Consider the following 21583-nt stretch of genomic DNA (forward strand, 5'->3'; position numbering starts at 1 on the left):
AAATGACGATTGTCTAACTCAGTTATTTTGCCGTTAACTGATAGATAAATGAATAGCTGACATCATGTTTCACATGAAGCCCTCCGACATAATGTCCTTTGAGATACAAATGGAGCGGATTGTCGAAGAACGGGGGTATTTCTATAGGTGAGGCTTGATTCTCTCCCACAACCAAAGGACCAGAATCTTGATTATCTGTTGATGCTAAGTGCAAACGTAAATGTTTATCCGAATCAGGTAAAATTTCATTGACCAACGTTACAGGTGAATCTGTGGTATGTTCCACGACTTCAGTTACTGTTAGATTAATTGGGAAATTACTATGGCTAATGATTGGTTTAGATAGTTCAATAGTATCAAATTCCCCTTCTTCCCGAACTTTAAATATTTTTTCTAAAGGAACTTCGATATTTAACGGACTTCTTGGTACCTCTATAACAACTTCATACCATAAGCTTGAACTTGGTAAATGAGCTAATGAGGGGTCTTCTTGCATTAGTCCAGTGGCTTGGAGGTATACATAATAGGTGCCGGCTTGTAGTTTTTGTTCTTTCCAAACTCCTTCAGTCGCTGAGGATTGAACAGCAACAACCCCACTTGTACTTAGCGTAGCACTTTCAACTATCCTTTGAGCGTCTAGTGTTCTGAGTGAACTGCCTGTCCATAATCGTTGCCTACTTAATTTAAAATTATAATTTATTAATGGACGCTCCACTGGAGAGACTGCGTTTATTGTAATGTTCAAGTTACTGATATCTAAGTCCACCTCTGGTTCTACCTGAATATCATTAATTATAAAACTTGGTTGGTAGATGATGTCATACGATCCTAAAGTACCATTATCTACATAATACATGTCTACTAGTGCAGTATTACCGAAAAATACCGGTGTAGTAAGTAAGCGATTTCCACCGTATAGATAGTTTACTTGGTAATCTCCACCGAAATCACTTGCTCTATCCTGCCGAAAAATTCTAAAATATCCCCTGAATCTTGTAGTTTCCCTCGTTTTAGATCTAAATAGTATATATTTCGGTTTGTTAACCCAAAAATGATAAACATTGCCAATAACCGATTGACTCTCATGTACGACTGTAGCATCTTGTCCAACCCTTATAGTCATATTAGCATGAGGACTTGCGCTGCTCTGCACAATGTGTGATGAATACGCTGTAGGGTGCAACGTATGAACAAATAGTCTCGCTTCATCTTTTATATCAACCGTCGCAAGATTGTCGACGTATATTGCACTAGGAGCATGCGTTATTATGGATAACTCAGCATTTCTTTCAAGGATTAATACATCTTCATCAAGATTGTTTAAACTTAAAAAAGCGGCTCTAGATGTATTAGTTTCAGTTGATGCTGAATCATCAATTAATGTTGTCGAATTTTCAGCAACGAGAATTTGTTTATGGATTGTAAATCTCCCAGCATTTCTAAAGGAATTATCTCCTTTAAAAGTAACTTTAGCTGAGTTAATCACTCGTGAATATACTGTTCCATAGTAATGAACATTTTCAATAACCACCTCAAGTCTATCGTAATATGAACTAGATTGATATTCGCTATATATTGAGCGAGCTGGATTTCTATCGTAAATAATTCCGTTATTATCCATTAAAGTATCACTACCGAAATTAATGTTCCTTAATGTTATAGTCAGTCCTGCTGTAGCCGCATTGAATAATGTTCCCGCTTCTGATGAACTATCATTACTATGCAATAAATAATAACCTTTCCCATCAATTATCAAATTTTTGTAGAAGCTAAAAACAATATTGAGTCCAGTGTAAACAATATTTCCAGTTAATTCGATATAATAAGGTCCAGTTCCTGAATCATTTCGGATTATGGATAATGCACTTGTCATTTCAGCTTGAGAACCTACCAAAAAAGGATCGGACTCCGTCCCAGTTCCTACATAAGCAGTTATCGATTGTTCAGATTCTACATTTAAGCCACTTTCTAACACGGAAGTTTGATTGATTTTATCGGATAAGCTTTGTTGTTCTGCCCTAGCCATTTTTTCTGGCTCTTCAATTGAATGCGTAGTAGATTCAGTACTGGTATTTTCCGAAGTTTCTGCTATCGCACTGTCAGAACTATTTACAGTTATTGGTCCACTGTTTTCAATCCTAGTTGTCAAAGCATAGTGTTGACTCATCGTTGAGCTAGTCAAACATATAATGGAAATGAAGATGAGTAATCTTGATAGTTTTTCCATGATAGCCTCCTTCTCTTTTTATAGTGTTCTTGCTTACCCACATTTCTTTAAATTAGCTATACATTTTTGATCATTTGTATCACTTTATTTTCTCCATCTAGGGTTATTTCTTTATTTGACTAATAATTCGTTTTTTGACCTCGCTCCTTTGTTACAACATTAAATTAAGATTAGATTAAGATTACAAAAAAAGAATACTATATCCTTTTCTTTTTAGTCAAAACATACTATAGCCCCACTCTTACATAACGATTTTTATATAAAAAAATCTTATTAGAGAAACTTCTTAAAAATGAATAAAAATAGATTAACAGTCTATCCAATTCTATTAAATCGCCATTTTATCCACATAAAATATATTTTTTATTATTTTTCTCTTAACAAATAATAACAAATAATTTTTTAGTATCATCTATGATACTCTTGCTTAAAATCGACAACTAAGCACTCATACATGTGTATTCTCAAGATTAGAATATAATTAAAGAAACTGAAATTTGCACAAAAAAAGCAACCATCATCAAGTTGATTTTGGTTGCTTAGAAATGAAAAACGATTTATTTTCATCTGAATAGTCTATTGTACCGTCAACAGATACGTAAATAGAAAGCTTGGGTGATGTTTGTTAAAAATCGGTCCTGAGAACTCTCCACTTAAATAAAGATCATAGGAGGTTTCCCAAAAAGGGAGAATGCCAATTGCGTCGATTTCATTTTCACCAACGAGCATTGGACCAATAGATTGTCCATCAGTTTTCGACAAATTGAGTATCAATTCATTTTCGCCGTTCACAGATAGCTGATCGACTAGAGATATCGTTGCTTCATCCGATTGATCGGTTACTTCTGTGACCGTGAAATCAATTGGGAAATTGCTCTGGCTAACGATTGGTTCAGCCGAATCATTGGCACTGAATGCCCCTGCTTCTTTTGTTCCAAATATCAACTCCAAAGGAACTTCCACACTGATTGGACTTTTTGGTACGACGATTTCTGCTTCAAACCACATGCTCTCCGTCGTGTACACTTGTACGTCGGGGTCATAACTGATGGCTCCAGTCAGTTTCACATACACATAATAGGTGCCTGCCTGTAGTTCTTCATTTGTCCAGACTTGTTCAGTGGATGTATTGACTGCAATTACCCCATTTGTCGCAAGTGTCGCATTTTCGATAGCTGTTTGCGCTTGTGCATCTGTGATAGCTGCTCCGGTCCATAAACTCTCTTCGCTTAACTTATACTCGACCGTAGTCACTGTCCGTGTAGGCGGATCAAAGCTATTGATTGTTGTCGTCAGTTCACTTTGATTCACGGCTACATCAGGTACATTGCTCCAATCAGTCACTTCGATTCTTTTTTGATAGATTGCTTCCATTAATTGAGGATTGCTGAAGTAGCTGTTGTTCAATGTGCTGGACGATGGGCCAGCTACTTCTTTTTCCTGCAATTGGCTACTTGCATTTAAATAGCTGAAGCGATAGTCCCCAGTTACACCGGTAGTGCTGTCCTGTCGATTAAATGTCATTGCAGTTGAGAACAACCCTGCGCCAGCACTACCTGCGTTTTTAAAGCGAATGTAATCAGGTGCGTTCACATTGAAAGTCACTGTATTTCCTGAATTAAATGTTGCCGTATTCACAAAAGAAACTTGAGCCTCGCTCCCAACTGTGAAGATCACTGGGACAATATTAGAAAAATACATCGAATTTGCCCCTACCTGTGTATAGTAAAGTCTCGCACTGTCTGAAATTGTAAAGTCCACACCATTAGAATCATACGTAAAATATGGTTTAGTCGAAATAATCTCTACTTCCGCATTTTCTTCAATCGTAATTCGTAAACGCCCATCTGTTGGACTGCCACCTCCAAAAGCATAAAATAATCCTGTGGCTTCGGTTGTCTGATGATCAATCGTGGTTTTCGACTCTTCTGCAAAAATGACATTATACCCTTCTAAAAATTCTTGGCTATTTGTTCCCGCTCTACCAACAAATGTATTCTCCCCTTGAAAGGTAAAAGTTGATTGTTGATTCCAGGAGATGAAAGGCTGTGCGCCTGTTTGGGCATAGTAATTGACATTTTCTAATATAGCATGAAAAGTAGTCGCATCATTAATAGCCCCAATGATCCCGTAATAGGTGCTGTTCGCATAAATTTGGTTGTTCGCATCCATGAGTGTATCACTACCGAAATTGATATTTCTTAAAGTGACTGTCACACCAGAGGTTTTAGCACGAAAGCCAGTATCTAGCGCTGAGGTGCTTGAACTATTAGAATACAACATATAAAAGCCTTGACCATCAATAACAACATCTTTGTCGATACTAAATGAATTAGTGTCCTGATAAACGATATTCGCTGTCAGTGAGATGTAATAGGGGCCAAGAGTGGCTGTATTGGTAATGGTTTGTAACACGGTGATCAACTCTGTTGCTGAACCAGTGGTAAATGGATCAGCAGATGTTCCAGTACCGCTATAAGGCGAGACTGGCTCTGCTGTAGTTATTAATTCTTCAGACTGTACGACTGGATCGTCACTTTCTTCTGGTCTGTTAACTTCTTCAACCACATCCTCCGTATTTTCCTGATCCTCATTTAATCTATCATCGGTCAAAAAGTCTTCTGTGATTGCTTCTACATCGGAAGACTCCAACTGGGTTTCGACATCTGCATAGATTAAGTGATACGGAAAGAGATGGCTCCATATAAAAATAGAAAGCAACAGAATGTTTACTATTTTTTTCATAACGTCCTCCTTTTTGAGGCTAGGCTAAAAAACTTCACACTATTTTTTCAATATTTCAAAAAAACAGTAAGGAAGATTTTGTAAAAATAGCATGGAAAATCAACGAAATTATGAGATAATCATTTAGAAAAAAGAATCAACCTAAGCCTAGGCTTAAATTGATTCTTTCTCTTGTCCCTCTACCACAAAATGTGTCAGAAACGAGCGGAATAGATAGCCATCATGGATTTTTTCTATCTCAATTTATTAGCTTATGGTCTTTCAGGTTGCGACTGATCGCCCATATACAACATACAAGTAGAATAAGCACGAATCCTAAAAGCGAGAGATACATTCCAGTTTGATCATTTGTTTTTGGTAAAGGGTTAACCACCTTCACTTCGGAACGAATCGTTGAATTTGTTTCAGGTGAAGGTGTTTCTTCTTTTGGTGTTGGCGCTTGCTCTGTCACACCTAACATCCCGTTCAATTCAATCGTTGTTGTACTCATGTTATCCCTTCTATCTTAAGTTTAAAATGGTACTGCGTCTAATTGAAGTGTCAGTGTGAATGCTGGATTTGTTCGAGCAATACTAGTTCCTGATACAGTCCCTTCGTACTTGAATGTCGTAGACTTACTGTCTGTTCCACTGCCATCTTCTGTCAAGTTCCCTTCACTATTTGCTAAAGTAAAGAGTTCAACTGGTGACCCAAAGGCCTCAACATTCCCACTATTAATAAGTGACTGAGTTATCGCACTCCCACCAAGGCTTGAAACAAAGTTCAAACTATCAATGACACTAATGTTAGATGTATCTGTTTGAGTAAAGCTCTGAATAGATACTTTTACCGGGCGACCTGAATTATTCTCAATGTTATATGTTGGTGAATCAATGGTAGTTGTTCCGGAAAGATTATAGAAAATCGTTGCTGTATCTAAAGTAACGTTGATCCAATTCGTATTACCTTCCTCAATTTCTTCTTCAGGATCTGTATTGTCTAATCCAAGTGAGCCATTGATCGTAATGTCGGCCGTTGGTTCTCCAATAACATCAGTCGCTAAGATCGTTGCTGGTGCTAACGCTCCTAAGCTTGTTCCTACTACTAATAAACTAGATAATAATTTCTTCTTCATTTTGATATTCCCCTATCTATTTTTTTATTTTTATTCGATGACTAATGTCACTCCAGCTGCTACTTGTCCTTTTTTCTGGTTTGTATCTGGATCATACAAACTAAACATTGCTACAGATGGATGCTCTCCTTTCTCTAGTGACTGTTCAAGCGTCACTTCTTTTATTTCATACCCTGGCTGAATAGCTCCAGATGTATAAACAAGTTCATCATTGCTCTTTTTCCGTATTTCCACATTGATTGGGTGGCCATTTTCGAGTGGATTTTTGATCATCAATTCACCTTGAAGGGTTCGGTGATTAAACGTTGCCTCCGGTGAAATCATTAGATTGAATTTGCTTCTGTCAGCAGCTGTTTGGGCTAATTCCGCTAACTCGTCTTCTGAGATTCGTTGTGCATCTTTCCCGTCTGGCAAAAATTCGCCACTGACGAGCGTGACCGGCTCAGGTTTTTCTGGAAAGAAATGTTGATAGGCTAGCCAACCGACTATCAGTAATAAAAGTAGTACGAGTATGATGATTATTTGTTTCTTTCGTTTATCCGATGCGTTTTCCATTAGTCCTCAGCTCCTTGTGCAGTTAGTATATAAGTTAATCGAAAATCGGTTTGATGTTTTTTGAAGATGGATCCTCTAAATTCTCCTTTTAGAAAAAGTTCTAATGGTTCGTCTAAAAACGGCTCTAATGAAACTGTATCTAGCTTATTTTCACCGACCAATAATGGTCCTAATTTTTGTCCATTGGTCACACCTAGATTCAGTACTAAATCATCCTTGCCTTCCTCGATGATCTCATCCACTAAAGTGATCGTCGGGTCAACGGAATGGTCAGCAACGTGGGTGACTGTAAAATCAATTGGAAAATTACTATGACTGACGATTGGCTGGCTATGTTCATCTTTATAAAACTCACCCGTTTCACGAACATCAAATAACTTTTCTAAAGGAACCACAACATGGATCGGGCTTCTTTCAATAACGACTTCTTTTTCTTGCCAGAAACTATCACTTGCAAAAAGTAGCTTTTCTGGATCATCACTGATTGCTGTCGTTACTCGTGCGTATACGTAATAAGTGCCTGCACGTAATTCATCGTTTTGCCAAGATAAGTTGGTTGATTTATTTGTCGCAACCATGCCAGGTGTATTTTCTGTTGCCTGTTCGATTGCCGTTTGGGCACTGGTTTCTGTAATCGAAGCACCGCTCCATAATCGTTCCTTGCTAAGTTTATATTCCACATCTGTGACCAATCGCCCAGCAGGATCATACGAATCGATTGTCGTCGTTAGTTTACTTCTGCCAATTCCGACATCCGCCGTATTCGCCAAGTCAAAATTTGTTCGCTTTTTGTAGATCGCATGACGTAATCCGGAGTGACTAAATTGATTGTTTGCTAAAACTCTTGATGATGCTCCTGGAATCCCTCTTCTTACTAGTCGCTGATTTTGATTCATATAGTAAAAGTTATACCCACCCGTTGCTTCACCCGCACTATCCAGTCGGTTAAAATTCATGTTTCGTGCAAAAAGTCCAGTTGAGCTCGAAAGATTTTGAAAACGAATAAAATCTGGCTCATTCACATTAAAATTGACGGTATTGCCTGAATTGATCTGACCGTTACTTAAAAAAGTAGCTTGTGTATTCGGATCGATATTGACAGTTACCGCTTGGTTATTGGAAAAACTCAAAGCTCGATTGGCTGTTTGTCTATAATGGAACTTAGCATTTTCTGCAATCGTAAAAATCACTTGCGCACCAAAGGTAAAATGCTGTTTTGAAGAAAGGATATTCACTTCGGCATTTTCTTCCACATTGATTCGTATTCGACCATCACTTCCAGCAGAACCGCCAGTACCAAATGCAAAGATAAACCCTAAGTTAACTTCAGTTTGGTGATCGATCGTTGTTTTAGATCCTTCTGCAAAGGTGATATTATAGCCTTCCATAAATTCTTGACTATTTGTCCCAGTGCGACTAATAAAATGATTTTCTCCTTTGAAAATAAATCGCGATTGTCGATTCCATGTGAGAAGTGGTTGCGCACCCCTCCGTGCAAAATAGTTCACATTTTCAAAAATTGCATCAAAACGGATATTATCGGTTCCCGCAGAACCTAGGACGCCATAATACGTATTATTGTCATATACTTGTCCATTAGCATCTGTGAGTGTATCACTTCCAAAGTTCAGATTTCTCACAGTCGCTTGTACACCAGAAACTCTTATTCTAAAACCTGTATCGCCTGCAGCCGTACTTGCATTGTTAGCGTATAACATGTGAAATCCTTGCCCATCAATTACGACATCTTTATGGATTTCAAATACATCCGAGGCATTGTAAAAGATATTATCTGTTAATAAAATGTGATAAGTTCCTGTTCCAGGGTCTGTGCGGATCGTTTGGAGGACGCTTCTTAACTCCGCTGCTGTTCCAGCAGTATATGGTTCTTGTTCTGTTCCATTGCCTGTTAATGGCATCAACGCTTCATTTGCTTCATTTGCTTCATGTCCTTCAGGTGCTTCCTGACTACTATCGATATGTATCTCTTCCTCCTCAATTTCTACGCTCTCTTCAGAGACATCCGTATCAACCTCATCTTCATAATGATACGCTTCGTTATTTTTTAATTCTTCAACCCCCGAATCTGTAGCTTCTGTTTCCTCGATATAAATAACATCTGTTTCTTCTGTATGCGCATGTAAATCAAGTCCATGCGAAAAAAATAAATAAAATAACCCTAGTAATATTAAGGTTTTTCCTGACTTATACATGTTTCCCTCCTAATGGAATTAAAATGATAAAATAGCAATAATAATATTAAATATTAATAACAAAACGATGATACTATGAGGGACGTAATAAAGTCAAACAATATGTTTTTTGTTTTTTTATACAAAAAAATACCTTACTAAGAAGTAAATTTCCTTAGTAAGGTATTATGCTTGTAAACTTATGCTTCACTGACTGTTGGTGATTTTCTCAACCAACCATAAATAACGCCAGATACAACTGCACCAATTGCGATAAACAACAAGTACATCAACGGATGACTTAATAAGAATACAACGAAGATTCCGCCATGTGGTGCTAACAATTTAATACCGAATGCACCAACTAATCCACCGGTCAATGCTGAACCGATAATGAAACTTGGAATCGCTCTGATTGGATCAGCTGCAGCAAATGGGATCGAACCTTCTGTCACAAACGAAAGCCCCATAACAATATTTGTTAAGCCAGCATCTTGATCTGTTTTGCTGAATTTATTTTTGAACAAACGTGTTGCGACGAAAATCGCTAACGGCGGAACCATCCCTCCTGCCATAACAGAAGCCATTACGACACTACCACCAGTGGCAACCGTTGTTGCTAAAGTAGCTGTACCAAAGACATAAGCTGCTTTGTTGATTGGTCCACCTAAATCGGCAGCCATCATTCCAGCAAGTAATGCGCCTAGTAGTGCTGCATTTGAACCGCTAAGTCCAGACAAGAAAGCATTCAACCCATCATTGATTGCTTTCATTGGTACGTTGACCATCAACATCAAGAAACCGGTAATCAATAACCCGAAGACAGGATAGAATAAAATCGTTTTGATTCCTTCAAGTGATTTCGGTAAGTTTTTGAAGAGTTTACGCAAGAAGACGATTACGTAACCAGCTAAGAAACCACCGATCAATGCACCTAAGAAACCTGCGCCACCTGTATTCGCTAATGCTCCAGCGGCAAAACCAACGATCAATCCAGGACGATCACCAATACTTGAAGCAATAAATCCAGCTAAGACTGGTAACATGAAGCCAAATGCGGCTTGACCGATTTGATTGAACCAGCTCGCTGCTTGGTTGTAGTTCCCAAGGTTTGCTAATTGATCTTGTGGTACACCCATGAATTGGTCCACCATAAATGATAAGGCAATGGCGATCCCGCCACCGATAACGAATGGTAGCATGTGAGAAACACCGTTCATCAAATCTTTATAGATTCGTTGTCCGATCGTACCATCCGCATTTCCTTCATCTGCCGCATTTTCTTTTCCATCACCATGGAAAACTGGCGCTGAACCACTGATTGCTATATTGATCAATTCTTCCGTTTTACGGATACCGTCACTTACTGGGCGATTGACTAATTCTTTTCCGTCGAAACGATTCATTTCGACTTTTTTATCAGCGGCAACGATGACACCGTCTGCACGTGCAATGTCTTCAGCAGTCAAACGATTTTTGATACCTTCAGATCCATTTGTTTCAACTTTGATCTCTACGCCCATCTCTTTGGCTTTTTTCTTCAACGCATCTTCTGCCATGTACGTATGTGCGATCCCTGTTGGACACGCTGTTACTGCAACGATAAATTTTTTGTCTGATGAAGAAACTGTTTGCGCTGCTTCTTCTTGTTCCGCTACTGCTTCAGCTTCTTTTTGTTGTTCTGCTGTTTGGAACAATTCTTGGACTTCTTCAGGTGTTGCAGCTTCTTTTAATTTCCCAACAAAATCTGGATCGATCAGCAAACGTGACAATGCAGCTAATGCTTGCAAATGCGTGTCGTTTGCTCCTTCTGGTGCAGCGATCATAAAGAATAAGAAAGTTGGTTGACCATCAAGCGCTTCATAGTCTACCCCTTTGTTACTTTTCGCAAACAAAACAGTTGCTTCTTTCACTGCTGCATTTTTCGCATGTGGCATCGCGATGCCGTCACCTAAACCAGTAGATGTTTGTGCTTCACGAGCTAAAATTCCTTCTTTATAAATTTCGATATCTGAGATGCGACCTGCATCATACATTTTTTGGACCATTTCATCGATGGCACCTTTTTTATCAGTTGCCTGTAGGTCCATGATCATCGCATCTTTGATCATTAAGTCTTTGATTTCCATGATGTACCCCCCACGATATTAATCAATTTTAGTAATTTCTACTTCTGGTAATAATTCATCGATAAACGAGCGAACCGCTAAATCATCTGAAAAAGCTGTCGCGCTGCCGCATGCCACGCCCCATTTGAATGCTTCCACCGCATCTGCCTGTTTGCTATATGAACCGATAAAGCCAGCAATCATCGAATCTCCGGCACCAACTGAGTTTTTCAATGGACGAACTAAGACGTTTGAACGATAAGTGCCATCTTTTGTAAATAATAAAGCCCCGTCGCCTGCCATTGAGATCAAGACATTTTTCGCTCCTTCTTCTAATAATTTCTTACCATAAGGAAGGATGTCTTCGACTGAATCAAAAGTTACATTATATAATTCAGCTAATTCGTGATTATTCGGCTTGATCAATAATGGTTCTCTTTTCAAGGCTTCCTTCAAGTCATCGCCCGTCGTATCGATCACAAACTCTGCCCCTTTTTCACGGATGATCTCGATCAACTCTTGGTAGAATCCGGCACGTAAACTTGCAGGCGTACTTCCAGATAACACCACGATGTCGTTTGCTCCAACGGTGGCTAATTCTGCTTTTAGACGGTCGATTGCTTGATCTGAAATCATCGGTCCTTGTCCATTGATCTCTGTTTCAGAATCAGATTTTAGTTTGATGTTGATCCGCGTATCTTCTTCTACTTGCGTAAAAGCGGTCGCGATCTGCTCTTCTTTTAACCAGTCAGAAATAAAGTTTCCAGTGAATCCACCTAGAAAACCTAATGCAGTCGATTCAGAATCGATGCGTTTCAAAATACGAGAAACGTTGATCCCTTTTCCGCCAGGCACTTTGAAATCTTCGGTCATACGGTTTAAATCACAGAGTTTTAATCCGTCAACACGTACGATAAAATCGATCGATGGATTAAGTGTTACTGTATAAATCATTGATTTGCCTCCTTGATTGTTGTCCGTTCGCTATAAGCAGATTGAAATTCTAATGGACAACGTTCGGTTATGATCGTGGCAGCTTGTAGTGGTGCAACAGAAACAAATGTTTGTTTATTGAACTTTGTATGATCAAGTAAAATATAACTATCTTGAGCATTCGCAATCGCTAATCGCTTAACAGCGGCTTCTTCTGGATCTGGTGTCGTAAATCCACGTTCCAGATGTACGCCATTCATTCCCATAAATGCTTTATTAAAATGATAATCACTTAACTGACTGAGCGTGCTTGCCCCTAATACGGCATTTGTTGACAGTTTCACTTGCCCACCCAAGACAATGGTTGGTATTTGCAGATCAACTAAAGCAGAAGCGTGTTTTACCGAATTAGTCACAACAGTTATCTGTTTCCCCTTTAAAAATGGAATGATCTCTAATGTCGTTGAGCCCGCATCGAGATAAATGACCTCGTCATCATTCACAAGCTCTGCTGCCAATTGAGCGATGACTTGTTTTTCATGAACGTTTTTGAGCGTTTTTTCACTCATATTCTGTTCAAAGCCTAAAAGATCCTCTTTTTTTGCTCCCCCATGGATACGTTGCAATAAACCTTCATCTTCTAATTCTTGAAGATCCCGTCTAATCGTTGATTCAGAAGCATCTAACAAAGTAACTAACTCTTGGGACTTGACGATTTTGTGTTGCTCCAATAGTTGCAAGATTTTCTGTTTGCGTTCTTCTGTAAGCATTTCCACGATCACCTCACGATAGATTTTAGCATATTTTATTCTATTATTCAACACAATACGTTCAAAAACATTCAAAAACAATAAAAAACGAGTGTATAGTGATTGAACCCACAAAAACGAAAGCGACATCCCAAAAAATAGAATACCACTTTTCGAGGATGTCGCTTTATTTATGGTTGGGAATGGTTATTTTCCCAGCTCTTTATTAAGTAAAAAAATCAGTCGATTCAATCCTTAATTGTTCAGTACATGGATTGGCAATTAGGATTGGTACTGAAGAACCCTTTTGATAAGGACTTAATTTTTTTGCATCAATAGGTTACCTGTTAATTCCACTTGATCTAACAAGACGACCCGTAGACGTTTTTCTCCTTGGACCGCATCAAAACTTAACCGACCTTTTCTCTTACGGATTCGCTTGAATTTGATCGTTGATAATCGATCGCTGATTTCTTCCATCGGAAAATCGGATAAAAACTTGGTCGGAACGTAAATCCGTAATGAGGTCAGATAATCCCGATACATTTCATCTGGTGCTTCTACGTTTAAATATTCATTGATGTAATAGGTATAAGCATCGATGCCATTATCTAACGTGAAAGTTGGATCGATCACTTTATAACAAATCAACTGACTATGGTTTTCATCGACCCAAGGAAAAAATGCTTGGCGATTAAGGACGCCTCTCGCTCTTTTTTCTTTATAGTCATAAGTCGAAAAATCATAGTTTCTTGTCACAAAAAATGTTGCTTTTTTCTTTTCTGTTGGTTGCATCAAATGGTTTTGATATTGAACAGATTGTAAGGAATCTTTCGTATAGGCATATTCGACAAATGGTTCCTTCAATAAGCCTACCCCATTATCCCAAGATAAATGATCAAAACCTAATTGATCGCGGTAGTATTGTTGAAATTTTAAGTTCGTCTCACTTTGCCAACGGAAAGGATCACGATACAACTGGATACCAATGACTTGATTGTCAAATTGTGTGATCTTTTCCACTTGCTGAACTTCTAAAAATATCTCTTTAGGAATCAAACGATAGTAATAACTACTATAATACATTTCCCAACAAGAAGTGAAACAACGTCCTTCGACCATCAAATCATAGCCCGGGAACTGGTTGCAATCAACGATCACTTGCCCATCAGACCCTTTGATTTTCGGCAACTTATCGATCATCTGTGAAGATTCAAATGTCAATCGCTCGTCGATCGACTGTGTATTATGGTATAGATATTCTTCGACACTTCTCATATAGGCAAAAATGCCGTGTTTTTGCATTTTTGTTTGAAGATAATTGCGAATCACCGATTCATTTTTTTCGAATATTTTCCAAGTAAACTGATAATCGACTTGAAGGTGGTGGTAGCCAAACTCAAAGCGACAAACGAAATCTCTTTCAATGATTTCAAGCCAACCGATTTCACGATCATCAATTTCATCTAATGCTTGTTTTAGCTTCACCAAGGTATACGGTTCTTTTATCTGACGAGAGGATTGAAAAAATTCAGGGACAAGTAAGATACGAGTAAGTACGGACCAATCATAGGCTTCTTCTTTTTCGTTCTCACGTTCTCTTTTTATGACGAGACGGAGCATCATTTTTCTTTCTGGTACCATCTTTCTCACCTCTCTCAAATCTCTTTATAATCAAATTATAACGAATAATAAAAAAAAACTAAAACTTTTCGTCTTATAGCGCGTAATAAATGGTACCGTGTTAAAATAAAATCAGAGGTGATAAATATGGGATTGAAATTTGAACGTACCGACAACTTAGACAAACTATTCGAATCTTTTGGCGTTGATCCTGAAAAAACCGTCGCTTCAAAAGAAGAAATCGACCGCTTTTTAAAACCAAAGAGCGAACCAAAAAAAGACAAAAAAAAGAAATAAACAAGAAAGACTTGATGTCTTAGTTTTTGAAAGTTCTCCTTTCACACTAAGTCTCAAGTCTTATTTGTTTATTCTGCAATCGCGTCTTCGATCGCTTGCCACGCCTCTTCTTTTCCTTGCTTTGTCACAGAAGAAAACAAGATGAACGTATCATTACGATCAAAATTCAACGCTTTTTTGATTTCGCTTTCGTGTTTGTTCCATTTTCCACGAGGAATTTTATCTGCTTTTGTCGCAACGACGATGACTGGAATATCATAATATTTCAAGAATTCGTACATTTGGATGTCTTCTTGTGAGGGTTTGTGACGAACATCGACAAGTGAGACAACGGCTTTTAGTTGTTCTCTAGATGTCAAATAAGTTTCGATCATCTGTCCCCATTTGGCACGTTCTGTTTTAGAGACTTTCGCGTAACCATAGCCAGGGACATCAACAAAATGCAAGGCATTTTCAATCAAGTAAAAATTCAAAGTTTGCGTTTTCCCCGGTTTTCCTGATGTACGTGCAAGATTCTTTCGATCGATCAATGTATTGATGAACGATGATTTTCCGACATTCGAGCGACCTGCCAAGGCGATCTCTGGTAAATCTGTTTCCGGATATTGTTTTGGTGCAACTGCACTGATCACGATCTCCGCATGATGGACTTTCATATACTCTCTCTCCTTAAAGCGGTATAGCGAATCCGTTCATTTCCGCTTCCTTCGCTAAAATAAAAAGGAGTAGTCGAAAAAGCTTCAAAAACTTTCACGACTGCTCCTTTCATTTTATCCCGCTTTTTTTTCTGAATCTTTGTAGATAACTGTTGGTTTACCGGTAAGTTCGGCTGCTTCTTTAGTAATGATCACTTTCTCGATCGTTTCATCCGAAGGAATATCGAACATGACATCCATCATGATTTCTTCGATGATCGAACGTAATCCACGAGCGCCGGTATTGCGATCGATTGCTTTTTTCGCAATTGCTTTTAGTGCTTCCGGTTCAAATTCTAATGCAGTGTCATCTAGTGAAAGTAATTTTTGGTATTGCTTCACTAAGGCATTTTTAGGTTCCGTCAAGATTCGGACTAGATCGTCTGTTGTCAGTTTTTCTAACGCAGCCATCACTGGTAAGCGCCCGATAAACTCAGGGATCAAACCGAATTTCAATAGATCTTCTGGAATGATATGTTGCATGACACTTTCATTTTCTGAAAGTTTTTGGTTGTTCGTACCGAATCCAATCGTTTTCTCGCCCATACGATTTTTTACGATCGTTTCGATTCCGTCAAAAGCTCCACCGACGATGAACAATACATTCGTCGTATCGATTTGGATGAATTCTTGATGCGGATGTTTGCGTCCACCTTGAGGCGGCACACTCGCAACAGTCCCTTCCAAGATTTTCAGTAAGGCTTGTTGTACGCCTTCACCTGATACATCACGTGTGATCGACACGTTTTCACTTTTACGTGCGATTTTATCGATCTCATCGATATAGATGATCCCTTTTTCAGCACGCTCTACGTTGTAATCAGCAGATTGTAAGAGTTTCAGCAAGATATTTTCCACATCTTCTCCGACATATCCTGCTTCTGTCAAGCTCGTTGCATCGGCAATGGCAAATGGCACATTCAACGTTTTCGCTAAAGTTTGCGCCAAGAAGGTTTTCCCTGAACCAGTAGGGCCGATCAAACAGATATTGCTCTTTTGCAATTCAACATCATCATCTTGCGCTTCTTGATTGACACGCTTATAGTGATTGTAAACAGCTACCGCCAATGAGCGTTTCGCACGTTCTTGCCCAATCACATAATTATCCAATACTTCAAGAATCTCAGAAGGTTTCGGTACTTCGGTAAACTCACGTACAGCTTCTTCGTAAAATTCTTCATCAATGATTTCTTTACATAGGTCAATACATTCGTTACAGATGTAGACCCCCGGACCTGCTACGATTTTCTTTACTTCTTCTTGTGTTTTGCCACAAAAAGAACAGCGTACAGTCTCATTACCACTTGGATTATCATACATGGTCTTCACCCCTTAACTTGCGATGATTCGCAAGAAACTATCAAAGACTTTACAGTCTTTCCCTATCATACCATAATTTAAAAAAAAGCAAAAGTATCAATGAAGTAAAACAAATGAAAGAGTCCGGGCGTCTTCTAAACGCCTGAACTCTTTCCATTCGATGCGAATAAGAATTTTCCTTATTCTGCTTCTTTTGCTGTGCTAGTGATCAATTCGATTGCTTTTTTCATGATCACATCATGTTTTAGCATGTCTTCTGTCAATACGCGTTTGATTTGGTCGATCGGCATATTGTAAGTTTCTGCTAATTCTTGGATTTCCGCAGTGATTTCTTCTTCAGTAGCATCTAAGTTTTCAGCTGCTGCTACGGCTTCGATCACAAGGTTTGTTTTTGTACGCATTTCTGCTTCTTCTTCAAACTGTTTGTGCAAGTCTTCTTCTGTTGAACCAGTTAATTGGTAGTACATTTCTGGTGAGATTCCTTGACGTTGCATGTTGTTCAAGAATTCGTCCATTGAACGGTGTACTTCATCGTGAACCATCACATGTGGAAGATCAACGATTTCCGCATTTTCGACTGCTAACTTGATTGCTGCTTCATCTTTTGCATCTTCAGCAGCTTTTTCTTTCGTTTCAGTCAATTCTTTCATGTATTTTTCTTTTAATTCTGCTAATGTAGAAACTTCATCGTCTACATCTTTTGCAAATTCGTCATCCAATTCAGGAACTTCTTTTGTTTTTACTTCGTGAACTGTTACTTTGAAGACAGCCTCTTTACCAGCTAGATCTTCCGCTTGGTAGTTTTCAGGGAATGTTACAGTTACATCTAAGCTGTCGCCTGATTTGTGTCCAACTAATTGCTCTTCAAAACCAGGAATGAATGAACCTGATCCTAATTCAAGTGAATGGTTTTCGCCTTTTCCGCCTTCGAAAGCTTCATCATTGATGAATCCTTCAAAATCGATAACGACAGTATCGCCATTTTCAGCTGCTGCGTCTTCTTTGATCACTAATTCAGCTTGCGCTTCTTGTTCGCGTTTGATGCGTTCTTCAACGTCTGCTTCTGTTACTTCACGGTCTTGTTTTTCAACCACTAGGTCTTTGTAGTCACCTAATTTAACTTCAGGTTTTACAGTAACTTCTGCTGTGATCGTCCAGTCTTGACCTTTTTCCATACTTGCTACGTCGATCTTAGGTTGTGAAACCGGGTCGATTCTTGCTTCTTTGACGGCCGCTTCATAAGCTTCTGGTAAAACAGCGTTCAATGCATCTTCGTACAATGCTTCTTCTCCGTACATACGGTTGAATACTTGACGAGATACTTTTCCTTTACGGAATCCAGGAACGTTCAAGTTTCCTTTTACTTTATTAAAGGCTGTTGTCAATCCTTTTTGGATTTGATCTTGCCCGATCGTAAATGTTAAAACACCATCATTTGTGCCTTTTTTTTCGAATGTTGCAGTCATTTATTTCCCTCCGAGTTTAGAAATTCATTTGATACATCAAAAACGTTTCATGCATACCTTTAAATAGTACACTAACCCTTCCAAATTGTAAACATATTGAACAAATGGAATCCACGTTTTTCATGATTTTTTTTATCTTTTTATCTGTTTTTTTAGGTATTGAATAATAATAGTTCTGTAATTATTTTATTTCTCTTTTCAGCGAATTCTTGTTGCTCAGACGAAGAAAGATCCTCACAAGGCTGATTTGTATAACTAGCTACTGTTTGTTCGAACCATTTATCAAGATCACCGATATAACTATCATAGATCGGATAAACGATCGCAGACTGCATTGTGAACTCTTCTGTTAAGTTCTTGCTCATCAAGGCATCTTCTTGCTCGTAAGCTTCAGCCATTTTTTTGATTTGTTGATAGCTGGTTTGCTCTTCTGGACGTACCATTTTCTTTGGTATGACTTCGATCAATTCCTCGTCGATCGTCAAATAAGCAACTGGTGTCGGTTCTTTTACTTGGACAAGCGATTCAAGCAGCTTTGCCCGTACAAGGACATGGACCGTTTTTAACACGATCAATTTTTTGGCTGTTTGGATAAATTCGTGATAAGGCAATTGCTCGATTTCTTGGATATAACTCAACTGGGTAGTCGGTTTTTCAGAAGGTAGCTTTTCGACTAATTGGTAGATCTCTCGGATCTTCTGTCGTTTCATCTGCCCTACTAATTCTTCTGCCTGTTGGATCTTCAACAAGATCGCTTGTTCAAAATCGTCAGGGAAATCGGCACTTGCAATCAGTTTACGCGCATATAAAAAATCTTTTGCTGTAATCAATAAATCAAAATAAAAAGTGGCCAATTCTTCATTCATTAAATACTGCTTTTCATGTAAGAGTGCTTGATGGAGCGCTTCTTCCCACATATCTAATTCAGATAGTGCCAACACGAACAACGTATTCGATTCAAACGTTGCTTCGAGTTCATAGGCACGTTCAAACAGCTCTTTTGCTTGACTGTATTGATGATTTGCTAATGCTTGTTGGCCAATACGCATCAAATTGTCGTATTTATCAGGAAAATCGATCGGTCTCACTTAGGTTCTTCCCTTCACTGTTTTATCATTTGTCTAACACGACTTATTGAACAATAACCAGCCTTTTCTATACGTAAAAAATCAAGCGTTCATCTCTTGGTTAAATGCTTTGATCAAGTTGATCGTCACCACACTCGTATTGGAGAAATAATCTCCGATGTGCTGCTTTTTCTTGCTGAAAATGACTGGGAGATAACCAATAAATAGTAGTGGAAATCTTAAAATAAAGCGACAAGCGCCCTCACGAACAAGAACGGTACTCCATGACAGCTCTTCTTCATCAAAACTGATCACCCGAATGCCAAAGATCATTTTACCGACCGTCTGTCCGTGATTCCATTTCGTCAACAAAACAAAATAGGCTAAGTAAGCAATCAGTGACAAGGCACCGTAAATACTTAAATAAGAGTCAGATACTTGGAGCCAGCCTAAGTTCACAGCAATACCTAACGTTAAGCGGCTGATTGATCCAATACAAATGAGATCGATCAAAAAAGCAGCAAAGCGAATCCAGAAACCGGCAAAGAAATAATTGGGAAAGCGATTGATCGTTGGTTCTTCCGCTTTTTGATCGGTATATTTTTGCCATTTTTTCTGATTTTCTTTGATTTCAGTTTGTGTTAACGGTTTTTCTTCAAAGGAACTCAGTACCTTTTGGGAAAAACTAGGATCAGGTCCGACAGCCGGTTGAGTAGCTTTATCTTGCACTGTAGACTCATGTTCTTCATTTGAACGATGGACGTTTACTTCGCTCGTCGTTTGCCCTTCAGACGTAGTAGCTGCGGTGACCATTTCATCCGTCGTATTGTTGCTTTCTTCTACCTTAGAAACTTCTTCCGGAGATAACTCCTTGCTTTCAGATACTTTCGGTCCCTCAATATCCTTGGGCATTTCCTCGATTGGTGATGAGTGAGTAGATTTCTCAGTCATGTTTACTCACCTCCATAAAGATACATTGCTCTTGGAGATTCTGCTGTTCCTAAACTTTCAAGCAATGACAAGATCTGACTAGTTTCAGAAGCTTGTAATCCTTGTAATTCTGCTAATTTTGCGCCAAACCATGTATTGCCAAAGCCGGTCGAGCTCGTTGAATATTCGATCAACTCAGCGTCTTGTAAATCAAGGTCTTCACGCATGGCTGCTAAAGCGTCTGTTGGAAAACCGATTTCGTCTACCAATCCTGCTTCTTTTGCCTGCACACCGTCGTAGATACGGCCATCTGCCACTTTTTTCACTTCATCTTCTGATTTGTTTCTACCTTCACTCACTACTTTGACAAAACGATTATACGCGTTATCGATATAAGCTTGCAATACCGCATGATCTTGTTCTGTCTCTGGACGAGTCGCTGAACCCATATCTTTTAGCGCACCGCTTTTTACAGTAGTATCTTCAACGCCGATTTTTTCAAGTAAACCCGAATAGTTGAGGCCAGACATGATCACACCAATGGAACCCGTCACTGTTTCTTCCGTTGCAAAGATTTTATCTGCTTGGGCAGAAATATAGTAACCACCACTGGCAGCCATATTTTTCATGCTGACATACATCGGTAGATCACGTTCCGTCCGAACATTATTTAGTAAGTTGGCAATTTCTGCACTTTCATAAACGCCACCACCAGGAGAATTGACTTCTAAGAAAATCCCACTGACATTTTCATCGGCTTCAATCGCTTCGATCTGTTTCAAAAAGTCTTCATGATTGTAACCTTCAGATGAAAACAATCCTGAAGATCCTCCGCTAGCAATAGCACCATCAACAGATAGTTTTACGATTCGATCCGTACTACTGCCTTCTTCCAATACTACCGGTGTCATTTCTTCATCGCCATATAACCAACTATTGAGACTGCCCATCTGAGCCTCTTCTTGGGGTTGTGTCAAGCTCGAAGAAACGAGTGAAACAACTAATAAACCAGCAGCAATCAATACCGCGATCCAACGTTTTTTATTCATTTTACACTCTCCTAGTATAGATTTCTAATAACGATCACCGCTTCAGAGCCAGGTGTCGCATTCATCTTTTCTGCCTTTTCCTCAAGGGTGTAACCAGTAAATTTTTCGTGGGTCAATTCATCTTCAACGACAAACTGTTGCGCTTGCTCGATTCCGAGCGCATCAGGGGCAATTTCTTGGATACTATCCCAGCCGGTATCCAAAAAGATTTTAGTTTCATCCGTCACACGTTCTGTTTTTTCAAATTCAGCAATTTGTTTTTTTAACATCCCCAACGTCATGATTTCTATTTTCTCTTCCATCTTTTTCCCTCCTATCTATAATTATTGTACCGAACTCAAAGTAAAGAAGATAGTCGAATTTCGTTTTTTTGTTCTTTTCGTTCCGTTTCGATATATACCAATTACATATTTTATCTTTTTTGTTGACAAACCTCACACGTTAACGTTATTATTTTAGATGTTTCCAGGAAAAATACTTTTAGGAGGATAATTAGACCAATAAGGAATAGCG

General features: G+C 38.8%; 18 protein-coding genes. 1 reads left to right on the forward strand and 17 read right to left on the reverse strand.

Annotated features, from left to right (window positions below):
• Nucleotides 1-22: 22 nt before the first annotated feature.
• From DOK79_RS14165 to DOK79_RS14210, 10 genes are all read right to left on the reverse strand, one after another.
• Nucleotides 23-2227 (reverse strand): hypothetical protein, encoded by a 2205-nt coding sequence (locus tag DOK79_RS14165; protein WP_206856058.1) that lies wholly within the window; start codon nucleotides 2225-2227, stop codon nucleotides 23-25.
• A gap of 576 nt (nucleotides 2228-2803) precedes the next feature.
• Nucleotides 2804-4972, reverse strand: a complete 2169-nt coding sequence (locus DOK79_RS14170) for a hypothetical protein (RefSeq protein WP_206856055.1) — start codon at nucleotides 4970-4972, stop codon at nucleotides 2804-2806.
• A 238-nt stretch (nucleotides 4973-5210) separates the two neighbouring features.
• Complete coding sequence (locus DOK79_RS14175) at nucleotides 5211-5462, reverse strand: LPXTG cell wall anchor domain-containing protein (RefSeq protein ID WP_206856052.1); 252 nt, start codon at nucleotides 5460-5462, stop codon at nucleotides 5211-5213.
• Between the two features lie 21 nt (nucleotides 5463-5483).
• On the reverse strand, nucleotides 5484-6086 hold the full coding sequence (locus DOK79_RS14180) for a hypothetical protein (RefSeq protein ID WP_206856050.1): 603 nt from the start codon (nucleotides 6084-6086) through the stop codon (nucleotides 5484-5486).
• A gap of 30 nt (nucleotides 6087-6116) precedes the next feature.
• On the reverse strand, nucleotides 6117-6641 hold the full coding sequence (locus DOK79_RS14185) for a hypothetical protein (RefSeq protein WP_206856048.1): 525 nt from the start codon (nucleotides 6639-6641) through the stop codon (nucleotides 6117-6119).
• On the reverse strand, nucleotides 6641-8854 hold the full coding sequence (locus tag DOK79_RS14190; protein WP_206856045.1) for a hypothetical protein: 2214 nt from the start codon (nucleotides 8852-8854) through the stop codon (nucleotides 6641-6643). Before DOK79_RS14190 ends, DOK79_RS14185 begins: the two co-directional genes overlap by 1 nt.
• Before the next feature lie 179 nt (nucleotides 8855-9033).
• On the reverse strand, nucleotides 9034-10962 hold the full coding sequence (locus tag DOK79_RS14195) for a PTS fructose transporter subunit IIABC (RefSeq protein ID WP_206856042.1): 1929 nt from the start codon (nucleotides 10960-10962) through the stop codon (nucleotides 9034-9036).
• 18 nt (nucleotides 10963-10980) lie between these two features.
• Complete coding sequence (gene pfkB, locus DOK79_RS14200; protein WP_206856039.1) at nucleotides 10981-11895, reverse strand: 1-phosphofructokinase; 915 nt, start codon at nucleotides 11893-11895, stop codon at nucleotides 10981-10983.
• Nucleotides 11892-12644, reverse strand: coding sequence for a DeoR/GlpR family DNA-binding transcription regulator (locus DOK79_RS14205; RefSeq protein WP_206856038.1), 753 nt, complete (start codon nucleotides 12642-12644; stop codon nucleotides 11892-11894). The genes pfkB and DOK79_RS14205 overlap by 4 nt, the downstream gene beginning before the upstream one ends.
• A gap of 297 nt (nucleotides 12645-12941) precedes the next feature.
• Nucleotides 12942-14267: a hypothetical protein gene (locus tag DOK79_RS14210; protein WP_206856035.1), complete on the reverse strand. Its 1326-nt coding sequence runs from the start codon at nucleotides 14265-14267 to the stop codon at nucleotides 12942-12944.
• Between the two features lie 126 nt (nucleotides 14268-14393).
• On the opposite strand from DOK79_RS14210, the gene DOK79_RS14215 reads away from it, so the two are divergent.
• The gene (locus DOK79_RS14215) at nucleotides 14394-14543 is read left to right on the forward strand and encodes an SPJ_0845 family protein (protein ID WP_206856032.1); all 150 of its coding nucleotides are present in this window, start codon (nucleotides 14394-14396) and stop codon (nucleotides 14541-14543) included.
• Between the two features lie 68 nt (nucleotides 14544-14611).
• Here the strand turns inward: DOK79_RS14215 and yihA are convergent, their stop codons facing one another.
• The 7 genes from yihA to DOK79_RS14250 form a co-directional block, all read right to left on the reverse strand.
• Complete coding sequence (gene yihA / locus DOK79_RS14220; protein WP_206856029.1) at nucleotides 14612-15199, reverse strand: ribosome biogenesis GTP-binding protein YihA/YsxC; 588 nt, start codon at nucleotides 15197-15199, stop codon at nucleotides 14612-14614.
• 114 nt (nucleotides 15200-15313) lie between these two features.
• Nucleotides 15314-16558 (reverse strand): ATP-dependent Clp protease ATP-binding subunit ClpX, encoded by a 1245-nt coding sequence (clpX, locus tag DOK79_RS14225; RefSeq protein ID WP_206856026.1) that lies wholly within the window; start codon nucleotides 16556-16558, stop codon nucleotides 15314-15316.
• Between the two features lie 179 nt (nucleotides 16559-16737).
• A complete protein-coding gene (gene tig / locus DOK79_RS14230; RefSeq protein WP_206856024.1) occupies nucleotides 16738-18024 on the reverse strand; it encodes a trigger factor in 1287 nt (428 codons plus the stop codon).
• Nucleotides 18025-18176: 152 nt separating this feature from the next.
• Nucleotides 18177-19112: a hypothetical protein gene (locus tag DOK79_RS14235; RefSeq protein ID WP_206856022.1), complete on the reverse strand. Its 936-nt coding sequence runs from the start codon at nucleotides 19110-19112 to the stop codon at nucleotides 18177-18179.
• An 81-nt stretch (nucleotides 19113-19193) separates the two neighbouring features.
• Nucleotides 19194-19904, reverse strand: coding sequence for an RDD family protein (locus DOK79_RS14240; RefSeq protein WP_242543281.1), 711 nt, complete (start codon nucleotides 19902-19904; stop codon nucleotides 19194-19196).
• Between the two features lie 140 nt (nucleotides 19905-20044).
• On the reverse strand, nucleotides 20045-21070 hold the full coding sequence (sppA, locus tag DOK79_RS14245) for a signal peptide peptidase SppA (protein ID WP_206856018.1): 1026 nt from the start codon (nucleotides 21068-21070) through the stop codon (nucleotides 20045-20047).
• A gap of 11 nt (nucleotides 21071-21081) precedes the next feature.
• Nucleotides 21082-21372, reverse strand: a complete 291-nt coding sequence (locus DOK79_RS14250) for a hypothetical protein (RefSeq protein WP_206856016.1) — start codon at nucleotides 21370-21372, stop codon at nucleotides 21082-21084.
• Between the last annotated feature and the right edge of the window lie 211 nt (nucleotides 21373-21583).

This window comes from Enterococcus sp. DIV1094 (assembly GCF_017316305.2).
Lineage (GTDB): Bacteria > Bacillota > Bacilli > Lactobacillales > Enterococcaceae > Enterococcus_B > Enterococcus_B mangumiae.

What these genes read in the sequence shown, in the direction of transcription:
- DOK79_RS14175 (WP_206856052.1), bottom strand. Translation starts at nt 5,462, where the DNA reads ATGAGTACAACAACGATTGAATTGAACGGGATGTTAGGTGTGACAGAG.
- DOK79_RS14190 (WP_206856045.1), bottom strand. Translation starts at nt 8,854, where the DNA reads ATGTATAAGTCAGGAAAAACCTTAATATTACTAGGGTTATTTTATTTA.
- yihA (WP_206856029.1), bottom strand. Translation starts at nt 15,199, where the DNA reads ATGAAAGTCCATCATGCGGAGATCGTGATCAGTGCAGTTGCACCAAAA.
- tig (WP_206856024.1), bottom strand. Translation starts at nt 18,024, where the DNA reads ATGACTGCAACATTCGAAAAAAAAGGCACAAATGATGGTGTTTTAACA.
- DOK79_RS14250 (WP_206856016.1), bottom strand. Translation starts at nt 21,372, where the DNA reads ATGGAAGAGAAAATAGAAATCATGACGTTGGGGATGTTAAAAAAACAA.
- DOK79_RS14205 (WP_206856038.1), bottom strand. Translation starts at nt 12,644, where the DNA reads ATGCTTACAGAAGAACGCAAACAGAAAATCTTGCAACTATTGGAGCAA.
- pfkB (WP_206856039.1), bottom strand. Translation starts at nt 11,895, where the DNA reads ATGATTTATACAGTAACACTTAATCCATCGATCGATTTTATCGTACGT.
- DOK79_RS14195 (WP_206856042.1), bottom strand. Translation starts at nt 10,962, where the DNA reads ATGGAAATCAAAGACTTAATGATCAAAGATGCGATGATCATGGACCTA.
- DOK79_RS14170 (WP_206856055.1), bottom strand. Translation starts at nt 4,972, where the DNA reads ATGAAAAAAATAGTAAACATTCTGTTGCTTTCTATTTTTATATGGAGC.
- DOK79_RS14185 (WP_206856048.1), bottom strand. Translation starts at nt 6,641, where the DNA reads ATGGAAAACGCATCGGATAAACGAAAGAAACAAATAATCATCATACTC.
- DOK79_RS14240 (WP_242543281.1), bottom strand. Translation starts at nt 19,904, where the DNA reads ATGGTCACCGCAGCTACTACGTCTGAAGGGCAAACGACGAGCGAAGTA.
- DOK79_RS14215 (WP_206856032.1), top strand. Translation starts at nt 14,394, where the DNA reads ATGGGATTGAAATTTGAACGTACCGACAACTTAGACAAACTATTCGAA.
- DOK79_RS14180 (WP_206856050.1), bottom strand. Translation starts at nt 6,086, where the DNA reads ATGAAGAAGAAATTATTATCTAGTTTATTAGTAGTAGGAACAAGCTTA.
- DOK79_RS14165 (WP_206856058.1), bottom strand. Translation starts at nt 2,227, where the DNA reads ATGGAAAAACTATCAAGATTACTCATCTTCATTTCCATTATATGTTTG.
- DOK79_RS14210 (WP_206856035.1), bottom strand. Translation starts at nt 14,267, where the DNA reads ATGGTACCAGAAAGAAAAATGATGCTCCGTCTCGTCATAAAAAGAGAA.
- clpX (WP_206856026.1), bottom strand. Translation starts at nt 16,558, where the DNA reads ATGTATGATAATCCAAGTGGTAATGAGACTGTACGCTGTTCTTTTTGT.
- sppA (WP_206856018.1), bottom strand. Translation starts at nt 21,070, where the DNA reads ATGAATAAAAAACGTTGGATCGCGGTATTGATTGCTGCTGGTTTATTA.